Genomic DNA, 18,732 nt, shown 5'->3' with positions numbered 1-18,732 from the left:
CGTCTCTACAGTCTACTTAAGCAATGGTAATTCCATAACTAAAAGATTGAGTGAATTCTTCAAAGGACAAGTCGATAAACCCGTCGTTGCTACCACTTAGAGACTTACCATCTATACCCCAGGGATTTCGCACTACAACCCGTTGCTGACCGCTAGTGTCGATATAGGTATTTGTCAATGAATAACCGTGATTACTGACAATATATTTGCTATCTTTAGTACCCGCTCTTGCTGCTGTCACACTCTGACCGTTTACTAAAGCTGTTTCTAGCGTCGAAAAACTAACTTGTTTGATACTATAGTTAGTGGTTTCTTGTCCTGTAACATACCGGAGAGGAGCAGAAAGATTGCTGCCGTTACCTATTGCATTATAACCAGCTACACCTGTTCTCCATTCGATCCATTGAGCATAAGCTTTTTCAACTAAAGCTACCCAAAGAACACCGTTATTTCTCTTAGCGGCAATACTGGTAGCAATCCGACGATCAACGGTCACGTATTGTGCTTCACCAGGATCAAAAGATGTTCTGGAGTAAAAGCGCACAGTGTAGGTGTTATCACCATTATCTGTGATCATGCTATTAATCAAATAACTAGAAGTGTTGCCTGCATCATCAGACTGGCGACCAAAGGTTGCACCTAAAGCGGCTAAAAATGTACAATCACCTAGTTTATTTTGATCAATATCACCAATTCGCGCTTCGCCGGAACTACCATACAGACTACCTTTCACCACAGTGTAAGAGAGGTTTTTACCATTAAATACAGGTGTCGGTGCTATTGTTCCTAAAAACCAACGACCAACTAAATTAGACTCAAAATCAGTAGCACTCATATTGACAGATGCACCATTACTCACCTGTTTGGATAACCATTTCACAGAATCTTGCATAGTGAAAGGTGTGCTTGCACCTAACAATGTCTTAAGGTCTTTTACCTCATTAACATCAATTGCAGAATTATCTTGAGCATTTCTAAAGATACTCAGCATATCCTGACGACTTAAATCGCTATCAGATGCTAAGTTCCGCGCCAATGTAATAATTTGTTGGTCAAGTAGATTTTTACTAAACCAATCTTGAACCGGAGTTGGTGCTGGAGTCGGTGCTGGAGTCGGTGCTGGAGTTAGTGCTGGAGTTAGTGCTGTGGTCGTTACTGTATTTGCAAATACTTTCAGGTTGTAATTAGTGTCACTACCTTTGAAGTAGACTTTAATAAAATAATTTCCAGCATCTAAAGTCTTCCGAATTGCATCAATTTGAGTTCCACTCTTGTAAGAACCAACAATAGTCTCATTATTCTCAACTAATCCATTACTGTTGGCATCTTTGATTAGTCGTACATTTGCATCTGAACTCAACCCATCAAGAGTGATATTAACGCTACTGCGACCAGTCAGATTAAAACTGTAGAAATCATCGATATCTGACGAACCCACCCAGTCTGTGAGAGTCTGAATATTAGTGGTAAGGGCTAATTTTCTCGCAGTATTTAATGTGTTACCTGCATTATCAAAAGGCATGGTTGTATTGTTTTGCTCTGTAATTATTGTAAATGTCTGCTTGAATACATTGCTGGTAGCACCAGTCTGGTCGTAAGCTATCCCTTGAAGAATATATTGACCAGCCCCAAAATTGAAATTTTTGAGGGATAAACTATAGTTAAAACTTGCCCTATTTCCATTGCTAGCATCAGGAGTAAATACCGTAGCATCAGCCACAGATAGCCATTTACCACCAGCTTTTTGAATGCGGAAGTCTACCTTTGAGATGTCACTAACACCGTTTGCATCTGATACCCAAGCATTGTTGATGCTGAGAGTGTCCGTTGTATTAAGGCTGGTGCTATTGAGATTAAACTGTAGTGAAGTTGGGGCAACATTTTCAAATACTTTTAGGTTGTAGTTAGTGTCACTACCTTTGAAGTAGACTTTAATAAAATAATTTCCAGGATCTAAAGTTCTCTGAATTGAATCAATTTCAGTTCCACTCTTGTAAGAACCAACAATAGTCTCATTATTCTCAACGAATCCATTATTGTTGGCATCTTTGATTAGTCGTACATTTGCATCTGAACTCAACCCATCAAGAGTGATATTAACGCTACTGCGACCAGTCAGATTAAAACTATAGAAATCGTCAATATCTGACGAACCCACCCAGTCGGTGAGAGTCTGAATATTAGTAGTGAGGGCTAATTTTCTCGCAGTATTTAATGTGTTACCTGCATTATCAAAAGGCATAAATATCCTTGCTTACATAGTTATAAAATCGGGGAATCTGCACCCTTTCATCTATGCAAAAAACTAGTTTTTTACAACAACGGAAACAAAATTAACTTTTTCTTTATTTTCTTCTTGAATATTGAGAAAAGCCAGGGGACATCTACGCAATATAAAATTTATGGTATAAGCACTTAATTTAAGAATAAATATGCAATAAAGCTATAACTAATCTTTTTAAATAAGATAGTATTACGGAAGATTTCCGCTTTTATTAAATACAATAATACAAACTATTTATAGTATTTTTATTTGAAAACACTTAGTTCATAGATATATAATCGCCCTCCTCGCTAGCGGGGAGGGGGTTGGGGGTGGGGTTCTTGTACTTCACTCAACCGAGAAACGCTATAAATTCCACTCTCCGGGGTGACGCTCCTATCCTATGTCGCAAAGGCTACTCCTTACCAGCAATCATAAAAATGGTGATGAGGAGCGTTGGGATATGATTGTCGATTTTGGCAACAGCAAAGCGATAGCTTACATAATTTTCAATAAATACGTATTACTTAAGTAATTTTGAGGTGATAAACTCTGTAATGGAAGTAACGGTCTTTATATTATTCTGGTCGAAAAAAATCTAGTTCAATTTTTAAACATCAGATACAGTAAAGGTTTAAACGGTTATTCTCTGACTAAAATAGCTGAAATCAAAATTTTGGGTAAAGATAAATGAAAGTTAAAAATATACTCACATCTGGTGTAATAGCTTTGAGTACAGCTTTAGCTATGTGTAACTCTGCTAAAGCTGCTAGCTTCACAACCAACTTTATTCCAGATCCTGCTAATCCCCAAGAAGATATTTTCTTGACATCTATTGAGCAGGGTGGAGTGACCCTTTTTGCGGAAACAACCCTTCTTTTAGTCAAGGACGCTAAAATAAATTTTAATACACCAAAAACTCCTGCCATTAACAGTGGTGCAGCCAGCACTTCTAGAGGTAAGCTGGCTAGTGATCCTGGTTCTGCCCCAAATGAAGATCCAACAGCAGGAGAAATTGCAGCATACTTAGGTAACTATAACTTAAACAATATCATCGATTCTGAAGATACTGGTAAGTTTGATATTGATGTTTTTTTTTGAATCTCCCATTGCATCAGGTAGGCGAGGATTAGACAGTTTCTTCTTTTTTGAGCGTGGGCTGAACAGTGATATCAAGGTGCAAGGGATAGACACTAACGGAAATTTAGTGGGTAATTACTATACAATTACTCGTGACCTCTGGAAATCTGCTGGCTACAGTATCGATACAACAGAAGTTTCAGGCGCACAACCTGTAGGATCTTGGGGAGTTAGCTATGCAGATTTAGGATTGAATTCTGATATAGTATTGAGCGGCCTGAAATTAATATCTGAGACCAGCTTTAACGGCCCGGATTTCAAAGTGTTTGCTACTACTTCTTTTTGCTGCACACCAATACCCGAACCTACAACTATGATTGGCTTAGGTGCAGTGGCTGGGCTGATGTTGGTGCGCCGTCGTCAGATGAAAACTAAAACAGTATAAGACTTATGAACGCTACGCAAGAATAAGCTTTTGGGTTGAATCTTGCGTAAGTTCTGAGATTATTATTCAGCTGAAGCCAAAGATTTTTTAGCTTCAGTAGCGATCGCTTCTACTTCATCATTTGCTAGAGTTTCTAAAATAGACTTAGCTTCTGCACCACCCAAACGAGTCAAAGCCTGCACTACTCTATAACGCATTTGCCAATCAGGGTTGGTAGCATAGGAAGCTAACAGAGGAACTGCTTGTAAATCTCCTAACTCACCCATAGAACTAATTGCCGCAGTCTGCACTAATTCCACATCAGACGAAAGTGCTTGCTTCAATAATTCAAACGATCGCGGATCTCCCAATTCTCCCAGGGCAGCAATAATACTAAATTGTACTAGCCACTCAGGGGTGTTGTGATAAAGTTGCTGCAAATCTTCAAAAGCAGCGTGTAACTTTAACGCACCTAGACAATCTGCTGCGGCTGCTTGCACATCAGCTTCTGGGTCACTTAATAAAGCACGCAATAAATCCAGCGATAAGTCTAAGTCCTGAGTTCCGAGAGTATCGAACTGACTCACTGCTGAATAGCGAACGCGGGAATTACTATCCCCAATAGCAATTTGCACTAATTCAAACGCAGTCGCAGGTTCAAGTTCACGGATTTGATTCACAGCACGCAAGCGATCGCCCAAATCTTCAGAACTGAGCAATTGTCTCACAGACTCAGGAGTTTTACTCATCTAATTATCCTAATTTCTCAAAGTGGTTTAAAAAAGTCTAAAATCAATGGTCAATTGTCCAGCATATTATTAGGGTGCGTCAGACTGCTTAAATGCTGTCAATAAACATATTTTTGATATCTGACGCACCCTACAAGACTAATGACTAATAACTAATCTTGACTAGCAGCCATCGCCCGCACAATGTCGCCACGGGTAACAATCCCGATAACTTTACCTGTGTTATCTAATACGGGTAAGCGATGAACATTGCGATCGTGCATTATTTGTGCTGCTTGTTTTACAGTTTGATCGGGAGTGATAGTAACAGGATTTTTGCTCATCACTTCCCCAACGGTTTGTCCTAAAGCTTTATGCAGATCGCGTTCGTAGACAGCAGGATTTTTTAAATAAATCACACTATCCAAAAACATGATGTATGCCGGAGGTGTTACACCAGTTTCTTGCCACATTAAGTCAGTTTCTGAAATAATGCCCAACAATTTACCTACATCATCGACAACGGGTAGGCCGCTGATGCGTCGTTCTGCCAGAATTTGGATCGCTTCTTGAAGTGGAGTAGCTGGCCCGACAGCAATTGGCTCAGGACTCATTATATCGGCAACGCTTTTAGGCATTGATTTACTTACACCCTTGATCACAGTCTCTGCGAATATTGTAGAAAATTCAGTGACTCAACCTGATTGAGTTAATACATTGTTACGGTAATGGGGACAAATCAATTCAAAATTCAAAATTCAAAATTCAAAATTAAATAACTGGGGATTGGGGATTGGGGATTGGGGATTGGGGACTGGGGACTGGGAAAAAGCAAGGGAGACAAGGTAAAATTTTCTCAGCACTCCCTACTCACTACTCACTACTCACTACTCACTACTCAGCACTCACTACTCAGCACTCACCACTCCCTTTCAATGCAGCAATAATCTGCGTATTTGCTTGGGGAAAAGTAAATTCTTCTAACTCATCTAAATTCACCCAAAGAACTTCATCACACTCTAGAGGTTGAGGAACACCTGAAAGCAGGCGACAGTGATGTACTGTCAAGGTGACACGTAAATGAGTATAAGTGTGGTCAATAGTAATCAGATGCTCTCCTACCTCAATTACTATTCCTAGTTCTTCGTAAATTTCTCTTTTAATACACTCTTCAACGGTTTCGCCGAACTCAATTTTACCACCGGGAAACTCCCATAAACCACCCATTGCGCCTTCTTCGCGACGACGATCAATTAAAATTTGCTGCTGATCATTCCAAATTACGGCAACACCAATAATTTTGTGTGGTGGTAGAGTCGTGGTTTTGTTCATGAATATTGACTACTAACTATTGACCAATAACAAAACTCGGCAGATCCTTTAATATCTACCGAGTCTCACTCATTTAAAAATATAAACTGCTTTTAGCTTATCTACACATTTAATTAAGTTGTTTATTTCCCATATCTATGATCACAGACAAGCAGCGTTAGCATTTAAGATATGGCTGCCAAATTTCGCTAACGCTTGTTTGAATCATCTGATAATTTGGCTATGACATGGCTCTTGAGTATCTTGCCTTGATAATTTCACTGTTGAACTACTGTGTGACACAATGAAATTGCTATTCAAATTCGTGATTATTACTTTCAGTTCCGTGCATTACTTTTTCAAAGTTCATTCTTTGCTCGGCATTGCGTAAGAAATAGCCGCTAATCATTGCGGATGCTAACATCCGTCCTAAGCTTTCGCGATTGGTAGTAATAGTAATGTCAAAGTGTTCAGAAGGCAGATTTCCCAACAGCCCTACTATATTACGCTCCATGACTTGAAAAACTTCAGGAGAGGCTGGTTTGGATAACTGGTTAACTGTCTCTGGGTTTAATGACTTAACATACTGCCAGAGTAAATTGCTTGTTTCTGATTCACTGTCAAAAAATTCTGAAACTCGGTTAGATGAATTACTCACTTTGTACCTCCTGTACTACCACAGTTGAATGTGGTGTTAGTGACTTTAGTAGGCTGAGGTCTTTTCTTTAACTTGACTCCCGAAGCCATTTAGTGTTCCTGTCAAATAATGTAACAAGTTAATTTGTCATCAGGAGTCGGTGTAACCGTACATTAAGGAGGGGATTTTCACGCCTTATAGTCATTAGCAGTATAGTCTGTTAAGACACGAGTTGACAATCACCGCCCTAAAAGTGGGGTGATTCTTGGGCTAAAGTGAGACTTGGCAACACCACAAATTGATCAAGGTGTTGGGTTTCCTTGCGTCAACCCGACCTTGTATATTGAGGGAAGTCGTAGGGGCGGGTTTACCCGAATCATCCTGAATAATTGAGGATATCTGTGAAACCGCCCCTACTAAAATCCAAAACCTAAAATTGGTTGACTAACTTGCCAAATATTCATCCATACAGGCTTTAGATTTACGTAGTTTAGTTAAAGCTTCTCTTTCAATTTGCCGTACTCGTTCGCGGCTAATGTTGAGAATCTCACCTATTCTTGCCAAAGTTAAAGCCTGTCCATCCATTAATCCAAAACGGAGTTTAATCACCTCTCTTTGTTGAGGGGTAAGTTGCTCCATGAGGCGATCTAGGTCATAAGATAGGGAAGATTGCATGACAAAATCTTCTGGAGAAGCACCAGGATCTTCTAGCATTTCTCCTAGTTCGGTGTCGTAGTTATCTCCTAAGCGTAAGTCTAAAGATAAGGGCAAGCGTGCTTTTTCTAGGTATTCTCGTACCTGCCTAGGTGTTAATTCTAATTCACTGGCTAGCTCAGATGCTGTGGGAGCGCGTCCTAGTCTTTGAGACAGGTGGCGTTGCGCTTTTTTAATTTTGTTAAGCTTTTCGGTAATGTGAATTGGTAGGCGGATAGTACGCGCTTTTTCTGCGATCGCACGGGTGATGGCTTGGCGAATCCACCAATAGGCATAGGTAGAAAATCTATACCCTTTGGTGGGGTCAAACTTTTCTACACCCCGTTGCATTCCAATACTGCCTTCTTGGATTAAGTCCAGTAAATCGACATTGCGCTTAATGTACTTTTTGGCAACGGATACCACAAGCCGCAAGTTGGCTTCTACCATTTTGCGTTTGGCAATTTCGCCTTCCGCTATCACTTCGTTTAATTGTGCTATGTCTAACTCTGCCGCTTTTGCCCACTCTTCTAAGCTCGGCTCATAACCTAACTTATTGAACAGTTCCTCGCGCACTTCCTGTAATGTGGATGAACGCTGTACCTGTTTACCATAAAAAATTTCTTCCTCGTGGGTTAGGAGTGGTACACGGCCAATCTCACGCAGGTAAGTCCGCACGAGGTCTGTGGCTGTCTGAGCGGTCTTCATGGCGCTACTCTTTGGTAATGTTGGACTTGTTGGTAGGGTCATTAACTGATAGATGCTCTTTGCCGGTGCTACCCAGTCAAGCTGGGGTGTTTGTTATGTTTGGGAATTTATACAACCGATGAGCTTCGGCTGTTATATCAATCTAAGTGGGTCTTTAACTGCTAGAAATTACAGTTATTTCCTAGTCCGCGCAAGTATCTAGGGTTAGATAACAGGTAGCGGGGTGAACATTTTTGTATCTAAATATTTGTTAACAATTGTAACATTTATGAGAGGCTTTGGTGTACTGGGTAATCATAAATTTTTGAAGGCATCAAGATTTAGGTAAATCAATCTATCTCAGTGTACTACTAAAATAGTACAAAAACTGCAAATACACATCCCACTCATAATCAATAAATGGTCGTGATATTTTCTGTTTTAGGTCTTACACAGTAGTTATTCTCCTCTGGCGACCAAATGCACTGAATTCCTTTGACTCTTACTTGTGGATGAAGTTTCCGCAGAGAATGATCACTTCCTCATATTTGTTAAAATATCTCAATGAAAACCATAATTATTTTTCTATAATAATTACTTAATTTTCCTAGTAAATACTGCTTTGTGTAGATTCGATATGGGGACTGGGGATTGGGGAACTCGGGGTCCCCTCTGGGGATAAGGGGCAATGGGGACTGGGGTAAAATATCCCCTACACCCCTACACCCCTACACCCCTACACCCCTACACCCCTACACCCCTACACCCCTACACCCCTACACCCCTACACCCCTACACCCCTACACCCCTACATCCCTACACCCCTACACCCCTACACCCCTACACCCCTAGCTACAGATTTGAGCAGTAGTCTTGAATGACTTTTACGTCTAAAGTCGTATTTTGCATGGAACGAATTGCCGCGACGGTAGCTTTAGCCCCGGCGATAGTGGTGATGATGGGGATTTTGTAGGCTAAACCTGTGCGGCGGATTAATCTAGCATCAGTTTGGGCTTCTTCTCCAGAAGGCGTGTTAATAATCAGTTGAATTTTCTGATTTTTGATGGCATCGATGACGTGGGGACGACCTTCGTGCAGTTTCAGCACTAACTCGACATTTAAATCATGCTCTCTTAAAACTTGGCGTGTACCAGAGGTAGCCATCACCTGGAAGCCCAAGTCAAGAAATTCTTTCACGACAGGAACGGCGGCGGCTTTATCGCGATCGCTCATGGAGACAAACACAGTTCCTGTTAGTGGTAAACGCTCTCCAGCACCTAATTCTGCTTTGGCAAAGGCGCGACCAAAATCGCTATCTATGCCCATTACCTCACCAGTGGAGCGCATCTCTGGGCCTAATATTGTATCAGTTCCAGGGAATTTATTAAAGGGCAACACGGCTTCTTTGACTGCAATGTGCTTGGGGATGACTTCCTGGGTGAAATTGAGTTCTTCTAAGGTTTTGCCAGACATAATTAAGGATGCTAATTTCGCCAAGGGTACACCTGTAGCTTTCGAGACAAAGGGGACTGTCCGAGAAGCGCGGGGGTTAGCTTCCAGAATATATACTTGGGGCGAATAACTGCTAGCACCGACGACGGCAAACTGAATATTCATCAATCCAATCACAGAAAGGGCTTGTGCTAGTTCTACCGTCCAAGTGCGGATTTGATGTAGCACGGCTGGCGGTAAGGAGATTGAAGGCAGAGAACAAGCTGAGTCTCCTGAGTGAATACCCGCTTGTTCGATGTGTTCCATGATGCCGCCAATTACTACTCGCCCGGTGTGGTCGGCGATCGCATCTACATCAACTTCAATGGCGTTTTCTAAAAACTTATCAATTAAAATTGGATGTTCTGGCTCGACCTGTACCGCAAAGGTCATATAACGTTCCAATTCTGTATCAGAGTAGACGATTTCCATCGCCCTACCACCCAACACGTAACTAGGACGCACTACCACCGGGTAACCAATGCGTTTAGCCACAATCAGCGCGTCTTCATAACTCCGCGCCATCCCATTCGGCGGTTGAGCAATATTTAACTGTTTGAGAATCTTCTCAAACCGTTCCCGGTTTTCAGCCTTGTCAATAGAATCGGGTGATGTTCCCCAAATTTTGGTGACTGAGGATGGGGAATCTTCCGCCGCCTCTAGCTGTTGCAAATATGCCTGCAATGGTAAAGCTAGTTTCAAAGGCGTTTGTCCGCCAAACTGAACGATGATCCCGACTGGATTTTCCGCTTCGATGATGTTGAGGACATCTTCTTTAGTTAACGGTTCAAAGTAAAGGCGATCGCTAGTATCGTAATCGGTGGATACTGTCTCTGGGTTAGAGTTGACCATAATTGTCTCATAGCCTGCACCCTTCAAGGCATAGGCGGCGTGACAGCAACAATAGTCAAACTCAATTCCCTGGCCGATGCGGTTGGGTCCGCCTCCCAAAATCATCACTTTGGGTTTGGTAGCTGGGATGACCTCATCTTCTTCTTCGTAGGTTGAGTAGTAATAAGGTGTAAAGGCTTCAAACTCCGCCGCGCAGGTATCGACAGTTTTGTAAACAGGTGTGATACCTAATTGTTTGCGGTAGGTGCGGACTTCATCTTCGGTGGTTTTGGTAGCAAAGGCAATTTGGCGATCGCTATATCCATCGCGTTTAATTTCATACATTTGCTCCTTTGTCAACTGTTTTAGAGGTGTGCGCTTGAGGAATTTTTCCACCTCTAAAAGTTGCTGCATTTTATCTAAGAACCAAGGGTCAATCCCAGTAAGTTCATAGATTTCTTCACTGCTAATCCCTAATTGCAAAGCATGACGCACCGCAAAAATGCGATCGGGGTTCGGTGTGCGTAACTGGGCGCGAATTTGTTCGCCACTGGGCAATTTTTCTGCTTTGTCACAACCCCAACCCGCGCGGCCGGTTTCCAGAGAACGCAGGGCTTTTTGGAAGGATTCGTTAAAAGTCCGCCCAATAGCCATAGCTTCCCCGACAGATTTCATTTGGGTGGTCAGGACGGGTTCTGAACCGGGGAATTTTTCAAAAGCGAAGCGGGGGACTTTGGTAACAACGTAATCAATGGTTGGTTCAAAGGAAGCTGGGGTTTTCTTGGTGATGTCGTTTTTAATTTCATCCAAGGTGTAACCGACAGCCAACTTCGCCGCCATCTTCGCAATTGGGAAACCCGTAGCTTTGGAAGACAAAGCGGAACTGCGAGAAACGCGGGGGTTCATTTCAATGACGACAACATCCCCATCTACTGGGTTAACGGCAAATTGGATATTAGAACCGCCAGTTTCTACACCAATTTCGCGGATGATTTTAATCGCCATGTCCCGCAGCCGTTGATATTCTTTATCGGTGAGGGTTTGGGCTGGTGCAACGGTGATGGAATCGCCGGTGTGAATCCCCATCGGGTCGATATTTTCGATGGAACAGATAATTACAACGTTATCTGCAAGGTCGCGCATCACTTCCAATTCATATTCTTTCCAGCCGAGGAGGGACTGGTCAATGAGAATTTGGGAAACGGGACTTGCATCAATCCCGACTTGTGCCATTTCCTCAAATTCTTCTTGGTTGTAGGCGATACCGCCACCCGTACCACCCATTGTAAAAGCTGGGCGAATAATTAAAGGATATGTGCCGATTCGTTTGGCGATCGCTTTTGATTCTTCTAAGGATGAGGCTGTACCACTGGGACAAACACTCACCCCAATCTTCGCCATTGCTTCGTTGAATAATTTCCGGTCTTCAGCTTTTTCAATCGCCTCTAACTTCGCGCCAATTAATTCAACGTTATATTGATCTAACACTCCATTTTTGGCCAAAGCGACAGCTAGGTTGAGGGCTGTTTGTCCACCCATCGTTGGGAGTAAAGCATCTGGACGTTCTTTCTCGATGACTTTGGCAACTATTTCTGGTGTTAGGGGTTCGATGTAAGTGCGATCGGCTGTTTCCGGGTCGGTCATGATTGTCGCCGGGTTGGAGTTGACCAACACCACTTCATAACCTTCTTCTCGCAGTGCTTTACAGGCTTGAGTGCCAGAATAGTCGAATTCACAGGCTTGGCCAATCACAATGGGGCCAGATCCTAATAACAGTATCTTCTGGATGTCTTGACGGCGGGGCATAGTCTTTGGGTTTTAGTACGAGAATACAAAGTCCTGATTATTTTAAGGGTCTTTCCCTCTAGTAGTGTTGTTTATTATTAAGTTTTCTAGGTTCGTTAACACACTAGTACCGCAAGGCGGAAGTCAAAAGTTCTATATCTTAAGGCTTTGAACGATTGAGAATGATCTGTTTAGTTACGCCGTGCTGTACTAGTACAGCACGGCTACCTCTTTTGACCCTCACCTCCCAGCATAAGGTCTAGAAGCCCCTGTTTTGATAATTATGAAACTTCCGAATCCTGCATTCTTTGAGAAACAGGAGTTCTTGGCTTTAACTAATGATTTATGAATGCTTTTATCTTTATGCTAATTAAATTGAATTTCTTACTCAAGATAATTCAAAATAATTCTCAATAATCAAATTTCTTACCAGTGCGATCGCTAGGTTAATCTAATATTTTTGAACATCAAAACTAGGTTTTTAGATATATGCAATTAGGAAATATATCCAGGTTAAAAAGTGCAAATATTTCTTCAATGGGATATTGCTAATATTTTGCAATTGTTTCATTTTAATAACCATAACAAAAGAGGCGGAGAGTATTAATATCCTCCGCCTCTTTTCATCTTCTTGTAAAACGCAGTCCTGTAAAATTAAATTCAGTCTATAGTTGACTGAACCTAAATTATCTCAACATTAATTCTGAGCAGGTTGAACAAAACCCAAGGTTAAGCTATCTTTAGCCAAGAAGTGAGATAAATGATAAGCTCTTTCCTCAGTCTTTAACAGAATTTTTTCGTACATATAGCGTGTACCACGATCGCCCAAACTCTCTGCTTGAGCAGCTTGGCGGCGGATGACGTTGATGATAGACTGTTCTGCTGCTAGGTCATTTTCTAGCATCTTGCGAGAAGAATAGACACCATCAGATTCTTGCTCAAAACAGGTTAATTCTGCCAACTTGCTGAAAGTAGCTGCTGGTACACCACCTAATCCATTTAATCGTTCACCAATTTCATGGACGTGGTCTTGAACTTGATTATAGCTGTCATTAAAAAATTCATGCAGTGAGTAAAATTCTGCACCTTCCACTACAAAATGATGCTTTTGATACTGCACGTACAATGCTTGAAAGCTAGCCAAAACAACGTTTAATCCTTCAGTTACTGGAGCAGTTACACTGCGATCTAGTAATACTGGATTGTCGTAAACTTGACCAAAATTTTGCAATAAGGTTTGTGTATCAGTCATTGTTCCCCTCTCTGATCAACAGTCAAATTTTGTAACTGTTCATTTCTTAACATACTAACATCATAGAAATGAAATCCGCCTCTATCAATAGCATATATTTTGGAAGTTTTTTTTACTAAAATTTCCTAGCTAATTATCTTAAATCAAATGAATATACATACGTTAATTAATATTTGATTAACGCTAGTTAGCGATTGAGTTATATTTTGAGTTTTTTTGTAGTTAAGCTATCTATACATAGGTAAAGGCTTATATCTCTGGTCAGTGATATATTTTCCTGTAAGATAAATGTCTATTAAGACAGTTCAAAATCAACCCAGAACCCCACTTTCTTCAAGAAAGCGGGGTTCTCATAGCCATAAATTCTTATCACTAGAGCAGATGGGGCTATTAAGTGTGATTATTTTCACTTTTCATATATATCTACATAAATCTGGAAAAATTTAGGCAGATTCTCTGGAATCACTATGCTGCGTGAGTGTCACTATTGGCTTTAGTAGAGAATTATTACAAAATTTTTATTTTTTTTTGCAAACCAACTGAGAATTGTTTGCACTTAGGTTATTCTAAATAAAAGAGGCTGCACCTACAAAAATTTTAAATATGGGGAGTAGCTGTATTGTATTTATTGCAATTTAGTTGCACTTTGAGGGCTATTCACTTGAATTCATTCCTCTCACAAATCGAGCAAACGTACCTTGTAGAAGTGGATTGGCTAGACCGTTGGCAGGTTTATCAACGGTTGCAGGAGTTAGAAATTCCCTGTTCGTGTGAGGCTAATCAACCATTGACAGTTGAAATTAGCTCTCCTGTGGCTGCTATTCAGATATGGAGCGTAATGAAGCAGTTCACTGCTTCTCGTCAAGATTTAATTTCGACTCTGAAACTAAGTTGGCAAAGCTACTAATAGCTGTTTTGACCGACTCTACCAAATGACTCAGGCTTAAAGTTAGTTAAAAAAGGGTAAAAGAATATGGGTGTATGCCAAAGCAAAGAAGTATCACAATTTTGTCTTGAAGGTAGATTTATTGAATTTGTAATTAAGGACGGATACAAGCTCAAAGGCTTGTTGCTAGGTACTTATGACGGTGAATATTATATTAAACTCGCTAAAGATTTAAGGTATAATTTTGACTTGCGTTTGCTGCCAGGAACGTGGTTACAAGTAGTTGGGGAAAAAAAGTGCGATCGCAAAGCTGGTAAAGTGAGTCTCAAAGCTGAACGTGTGATGGCTGCTACAGCTAACACCTCTGCACCAACTCAGACACAACCCCCTAAGACAAAAGCCACAATTTTAATGTGTCAAAAGTCTGATTGCATGAAACGTGGTGGTAAAACCCTTTGTCAAGCACTAGAGGCGGCATTGAGCGATCGCGGATTAGAAGACCAAGTTACTATTAAAGCGACTGGCTGTATGAAAAACTGCAAAGGTGGGCCGAACATAGTCATGCCAGATAAAACTCGCTACAGCCGCATTCAAGCTGATCAAGTCCCGTTATTAATGGATAAGCACTTTGCTCGTCGTCATCGAGAAGAACAGCAACCAGCAATATTTCAACAAAATTTAAATGAAGCTTTTGCTAAAGTATCAGCAATTTAATGATAAATTCTTTTAAGAGGGATTTAGTGTGTTCCCTTAATACTCGGCTGTAAAATTTGCGAGGAGTTTGCAAAAACTATAGTTTTAGCGTTCATATATCTACATGAAGATATTTTGCAAATTCCTCACTTGCTATTTGTACTAAAGACTTTAGTCCTAAAAAATACCCATGAGGCTACAGCATTTTAATTACAAGATATTGCTGAAGCGATCTCTTGATCCTGATTTGCCGTATCTGTATTAATCAGCTAATACCTTATGCTGGAATGCTAAAATTTTTTCGTTGGGAATATGTAGCCTTGTATGTCGTGACTATGACTACAATAGGCTAGCCAAACTCTACCGCACCCATGAACCACCACCACCAAACTTTTCACGGATGGAACGCAGTTCTGCGGGTTGGACAAGATTTTTAATTTTGAATTGTTAATACCGTTTTTTGTTTCCAGGTTAGGCAGAATAAAACCAGCACTCGAACTAGTTACTCGTCCAAGTTTATGCGGACGTACCCAGTTGCTAAGTAATCGAATTAACTCAGCACCTATTTTTTCTGGAGCATAATCCGATGGTTATATAACCAGGATATTACCGTCCACTAGTTCCATCTGCCATTCTGGATGTTCAGCTTGTAGCTGCTCTAAGGAATGAGATTGTGAACATCAGACTAGAAATATTGCATCACTATCTATGTTCCTACAAGCTGATCAAAACAATTAGTCAACACAAGGAGTCATAAGTCATGAGTTCCGAGTAGACAAAATAATACTCAGCACTCTATGAAGCTGATTCTCTAGTTGCGGATGAGCCTAACTTTTGATTACCAGAGGAAACCGAAGGCTCACGACGACCTGAGCGTAGTTTTGGCTTGGAACTTCCACGTCTGTCTTCGTCACCGTTGTTATTATCGGATCTGTTCCAGTTAGAACGGTTTCTGTCACCAGGAAATTCACGCCGCTTGCTGAGTTTGGGTTTGGGGGATGATGTGGTTTCTTCAGGAATTTCAACATCCGAACTTAACCACGCGGGACGAGTTTGATCGTAAGCAATTTGTAGTGCCGCAGCTGCGATCGCCTGTGCGTCGTATTGTTCAATCAGTTCGCTGATAATTGGCAAGAATGAAGCTAAACGTTCACCAGCCAAAGCTTCTCTGACTTGACCTTGCAATTTCATGATGTGGCGTGCTTCGATTTGTGCCCGTGTGGGAATGGAAAGCAATTGCCAATTTTGCCGCACATGGCGTTCAAAGACTTGCTGTTTGCGACGCTCGAAGGGTTGTACTAAGGTGATTGCTGTACCTTCTTTGCCAGCGCGACCTGTCCGGCCAATGCGGTGAACGTAGGTTTCAACGCTATCGGGAAGGTCGAAGTTGATCACATGGGACAGTTGATCGACATCTAAACCCCGTGCAGCAATGTCGGTAGCTACTACCCAGCGTACCTGACGATTACGGAAGCGATTTAGTAAGCGTTCCCGTGCTTGTTGGGATAAGTCGCCGTGATATTCATCGACACTGTGACCAGCAGCTTGCAGTAGACTGGTGAGTTCGGCGGCGGTGCGTCTGGTACGGACAAAGATTAAAGCGGTTTCTGGGTCTTCCATTTCCAGAATTGGCTGTAATGCTTTGGCTTTTGTCCAGTGGCGAGGAATGAGATAAGCTACCTGATTGATTTTGTTGGGGGTGGCTTTTGGTTGCTCAACTGTGACTGTCACAGGCGATCGCAAAAACTTGTTTACCAACATCCGAATTGATGGTGGCATGGTAGCTGAAAATAGAGCAGTTTGACGATCTTGGGGTGCTTGAGAAAGAATTCTCTCAACATCATCAATAAAGCCCATGCTCAACATTTCATCGGCTTCATCTAATACAAACCACTTGACTTGATCAAGTTTCAGATTACCCCGTTCTAGTAAGTCAATTACTCGTCCGGGAGTACCGACGACTATATGCACACCACGCTTGAGTTGCATAATTTGGCGATCAATTGATTGACCACCGTAAATTGCTAATACCCGTAAGCCAGTATGACCAACAAATTGGCTCATGGCATCATGAACTTGAATAGCTAACTCGCGGGTGGGTGTTAAAACTACGGCTTGCACACCTCTTTGCTGAACATCGATCCGCTCTAGCATTGGTAGGGAAAAGGCAGCTGTTTTGCCTGTACCCGTTTGTGATTGACCTACTACATCTCTACCCGACAACAGTTGGGGAATAGCTTGCGCTTGAATGTTGGTAGGTTCGGTAAAACCAAGTTTTTCTAAGTGTTCAACGCGTTCTTGTGAAATGCCTAGTTCTTGAAAAGAAAGATTCATCAAATCTCCTCGATTGTGTTTTTTTACTTTGAAATTTGTAAATTGAAATCTATTGCTAGGGGACTGGGGACTGGGGACTGGGTAAAGAATAAATCTTTTAACCTTTTTCCCTCCTGTCACCTGTAACCTGTAACCTGTAACCTGTAACCTGTCACCTGTCACCTGTCACCACTTGACCAAACAGATCGTACTCATCCGCGCCGTGAATCTGGACGGGTACGATAGTTCCTAACTTGGCCTCGCCACCAACGTAGACCTGACCATCAACTTCTGGGGAAAATCTGCCAGAACGGCCAATTAATTTCCCACTTCCAGGGTTTTCTTGCTCAATCAGGACTTCAACGATTTTGCCGATTTCCTGCTGATTTTTTTGCCAAGATATGGGTTGCTGGATGGCCATAATGCGATCGCGGCGTTCATCCATGACAGCTTGTGGCAATTGATTTGGTAGTGTGTATGCGGCTGTTCCTTCTTCTGCTGAAAAGGTAAAGACTCCCACATGGTCAAATTCATGCCGTTGCACGAACTCAAGTAGATGCTCAAAATGCGCTTCTGTCTCTCCAGGGAAGCCTACTATTAATGTTGTCCGCAACACTGCACCTGGTACGGCTGTTTTCAAGCGAGCGATAATCTCATCATTCACTCGCCCTTGCCAGGGACGGTTCATAGCCCGCAAAATCTCTGGATGAGAATGTTGCAGGGGCAAATCCAAGTAAGGTAAGACGTTAGGTGTCTCTTGAATTGCCGCTATGACATCTGGGGTTAGCCCAGTGGGATAGGCGTAGTGCATCCTAATCCACGGTACATCCACTTTCCCCAAAGCCCGCAGCAATTCAGCTAATTTGGGCTTACCGTAAATATCTAACCCGTAGTTAGTGGTGATTTGGGAAATGAGAATGATCTCTTGCACCCCTTGAGAGGCTAGTTGCTGGGCTTCAGCAACTATAGATTCTATGGTACGCGATCGCTGATTACCACGCAAATGGGGAATAATACAAAATGCACAACGGTAATCACACCCTTCTGCGACTCGCAGGTAAGCAACTCCTTCGGTAGTGGTGCGGTAGCGCGGTGTTGTTTCGTCCGCAATATAGGTTGGTTCGGCACTAACCTGTTTAACTCGCTCCCCTTGCTCTACCCTTTCAATGACATTGACGATTTGATGATAATCTCCAGTGCCAACTACAGCCACGGCTTCAGGCAATTCCTCCAACAATTGTCCTTGGAAGTGCTGCGCCATACAGCCTGTAATTACTATTTTTTTGTTTGCTTCTGCGAGTTCTACTAATGTTTTAACAGATTCTTCCCTAGCTGCTTCAATAAAACTACAAGTATTGACTATAACGTAATCTGCTAACTCTTCATTTCCATCTACACCATATCCTGCTTCTACCAGCAGCCCTAACATATGTTCTGTATCAATTCGATTTTTCTCACAGCCCAAGTGAGAAATTGCTATTGTTGGCTTTTCACCCATATTTTGAAAAAATTTTCCGGTTTTTGCTTGTTGTCAAACACAAACAGCAGTAATTTTGCTCTTTGTGGTTCGCACCCTAGCAGTTACATTGCTCCGGTGGGGTGTTTCCACTGTCAGTAACCGCCTCAAACCTATGACCTTAGTTATCTTCAGGTCATGT

Annotated in this window: 15 protein-coding genes and 1 pseudogene; 5 read left to right on the top strand and 11 right to left on the bottom strand. The window is 41.9% G+C overall.

Features of this window, described 5'->3' with window-relative positions; genetic code table 11:
* Positions 1-16: 16 nt before the first annotated feature.
* On the bottom strand, positions 17-2,242 hold the full coding sequence (locus L6494_RS16705) for a C2 family cysteine protease (protein WP_237988832.1): 2,226 nt from the start codon (positions 2,240-2,242) through the stop codon (positions 17-19).
* A 711-nt stretch (positions 2,243-2,953) separates the two neighbouring features.
* Here L6494_RS16705 and L6494_RS16700 point away from each other — a divergent pair.
* Positions 2,954-3,364 (top strand): exosortase-dependent surface protein XDP2, encoded by a 411-nt coding sequence (locus L6494_RS16700; RefSeq protein ID WP_237988831.1) that lies wholly within the window; start codon positions 2,954-2,956, stop codon positions 3,362-3,364.
* A complete protein-coding gene (locus L6494_RS16695; protein ID WP_237988830.1) occupies positions 3,351-3,788 on the top strand; it encodes an exosortase-dependent surface protein XDP2 in 438 nt (145 codons plus the stop codon). The genes L6494_RS16700 and L6494_RS16695 overlap by 14 nt, the downstream gene beginning before the upstream one ends.
* Positions 3,789-3,850: 62 nt before the next feature.
* Here L6494_RS16695 and nblB read toward each other — a convergent pair whose 3' ends face one another.
* The 5 genes from nblB to L6494_RS16670 form a co-directional block, all read right to left on the bottom strand.
* On the bottom strand, positions 3,851-4,516 hold the full coding sequence (gene nblB / locus L6494_RS16690) for a phycobilisome degradation protein NblB (protein WP_237988829.1): 666 nt from the start codon (positions 4,514-4,516) through the stop codon (positions 3,851-3,853).
* A gap of 152 nt (positions 4,517-4,668) precedes the next feature.
* On the bottom strand, positions 4,669-5,133 hold the full coding sequence (locus tag L6494_RS16685) for a CBS domain-containing protein (protein ID WP_237988828.1): 465 nt from the start codon (positions 5,131-5,133) through the stop codon (positions 4,669-4,671).
* 274 nt (positions 5,134-5,407) lie between these two features.
* The gene (gene mutT / locus L6494_RS16680) at positions 5,408-5,827 is read right to left on the bottom strand and encodes an 8-oxo-dGTP diphosphatase MutT (RefSeq protein ID WP_237988827.1); all 420 of its coding nucleotides are present in this window, start codon (positions 5,825-5,827) and stop codon (positions 5,408-5,410) included.
* Between the two features lie 292 nt (positions 5,828-6,119).
* On the bottom strand, positions 6,120-6,464 hold the full coding sequence (locus L6494_RS16675; protein WP_237988826.1) for a DUF760 domain-containing protein: 345 nt from the start codon (positions 6,462-6,464) through the stop codon (positions 6,120-6,122).
* 423 nt (positions 6,465-6,887) lie between these two features.
* Positions 6,888-7,844, bottom strand: a complete 957-nt coding sequence (locus tag L6494_RS16670) for an RNA polymerase sigma factor, RpoD/SigA family (RefSeq protein WP_237988825.1) — start codon at positions 7,842-7,844, stop codon at positions 6,888-6,890.
* Between the two features lie 667 nt (positions 7,845-8,511).
* Between L6494_RS16670 and L6494_RS16665 the strand changes: the two genes are divergently transcribed.
* Entirely contained in the window at positions 8,512-8,694 is a 183-nt protein-coding gene (locus tag L6494_RS16665; RefSeq protein ID WP_237988824.1) for a hypothetical protein, read from the top strand.
* Here L6494_RS16665 and carB read toward each other — a convergent pair.
* Together carB and L6494_RS16655 are read right to left on the bottom strand one after the other, a co-directional pair.
* Positions 8,676-11,951 carry a carbamoyl-phosphate synthase large subunit gene (carB, locus tag L6494_RS16660; RefSeq protein WP_237988823.1) on the bottom strand — a complete coding sequence of 1,092 codons (3,276 nt, stop codon included), beginning with the start codon at positions 11,949-11,951 and terminating at the stop codon, positions 8,676-8,678. The two genes, L6494_RS16665 and carB, sit on opposite strands and share 19 nt — an antisense overlap.
* 676 nt (positions 11,952-12,627) lie before the next feature.
* Positions 12,628-13,182 (bottom strand): Dps family protein, encoded by a 555-nt coding sequence (locus L6494_RS16655; RefSeq protein WP_237988822.1) that lies wholly within the window; start codon positions 13,180-13,182, stop codon positions 12,628-12,630.
* Between the two features lie 661 nt (positions 13,183-13,843).
* Between L6494_RS16655 and L6494_RS16650 the strand changes: the two genes are divergently transcribed.
* Together L6494_RS16650 and L6494_RS16645 are read left to right on the top strand one after the other, a co-directional pair.
* Positions 13,844-14,089 carry an Asr1405/Asl0597 family protein gene (locus L6494_RS16650; protein WP_237988821.1) on the top strand — a complete coding sequence of 82 codons (246 nt, stop codon included), beginning with the start codon at positions 13,844-13,846 and terminating at the stop codon, positions 14,087-14,089.
* 66 nt (positions 14,090-14,155) lie between these two features.
* Positions 14,156-14,782, top strand: coding sequence for a (2Fe-2S) ferredoxin domain-containing protein (locus L6494_RS16645; protein ID WP_237988820.1), 627 nt, complete (start codon positions 14,156-14,158; stop codon positions 14,780-14,782).
* 431 nt (positions 14,783-15,213) lie between these two features.
* Here L6494_RS16645 and L6494_RS16640 read toward each other — a convergent pair.
* The 3 genes and pseudogenes from L6494_RS16640 to rimO form a co-directional block, all read right to left on the bottom strand.
* Positions 15,214-15,442 (bottom strand): annotated as a pseudogene (locus tag L6494_RS16640) (Uma2 family endonuclease); the annotation flags it as partial.
* A gap of 114 nt (positions 15,443-15,556) precedes the next feature.
* The gene (locus L6494_RS16635; protein WP_237988819.1) at positions 15,557-17,095 is read right to left on the bottom strand and encodes a DEAD/DEAH box helicase; all 1,539 of its coding nucleotides are present in this window, start codon (positions 17,093-17,095) and stop codon (positions 15,557-15,559) included.
* 151 nt (positions 17,096-17,246) lie between these two features.
* Positions 17,247-18,572 (bottom strand): 30S ribosomal protein S12 methylthiotransferase RimO, encoded by a 1,326-nt coding sequence (gene rimO / locus L6494_RS16630; RefSeq protein ID WP_237988818.1) that lies wholly within the window; start codon positions 18,570-18,572, stop codon positions 17,247-17,249.
* Between the last annotated feature and the right edge of the window lie 160 nt (positions 18,573-18,732).

The sequence above is a fragment of the Nostoc sp. UHCC 0870 genome, from assembly GCF_022063185.1.
Classification (GTDB): Bacteria; Cyanobacteriota; Cyanobacteriia; order Cyanobacteriales; family Nostocaceae; genus Trichormus.
The sequence above is the reverse complement of the archived record's forward strand: the minus strand, read 5'-3'. Positions and strand labels throughout refer to the sequence as shown.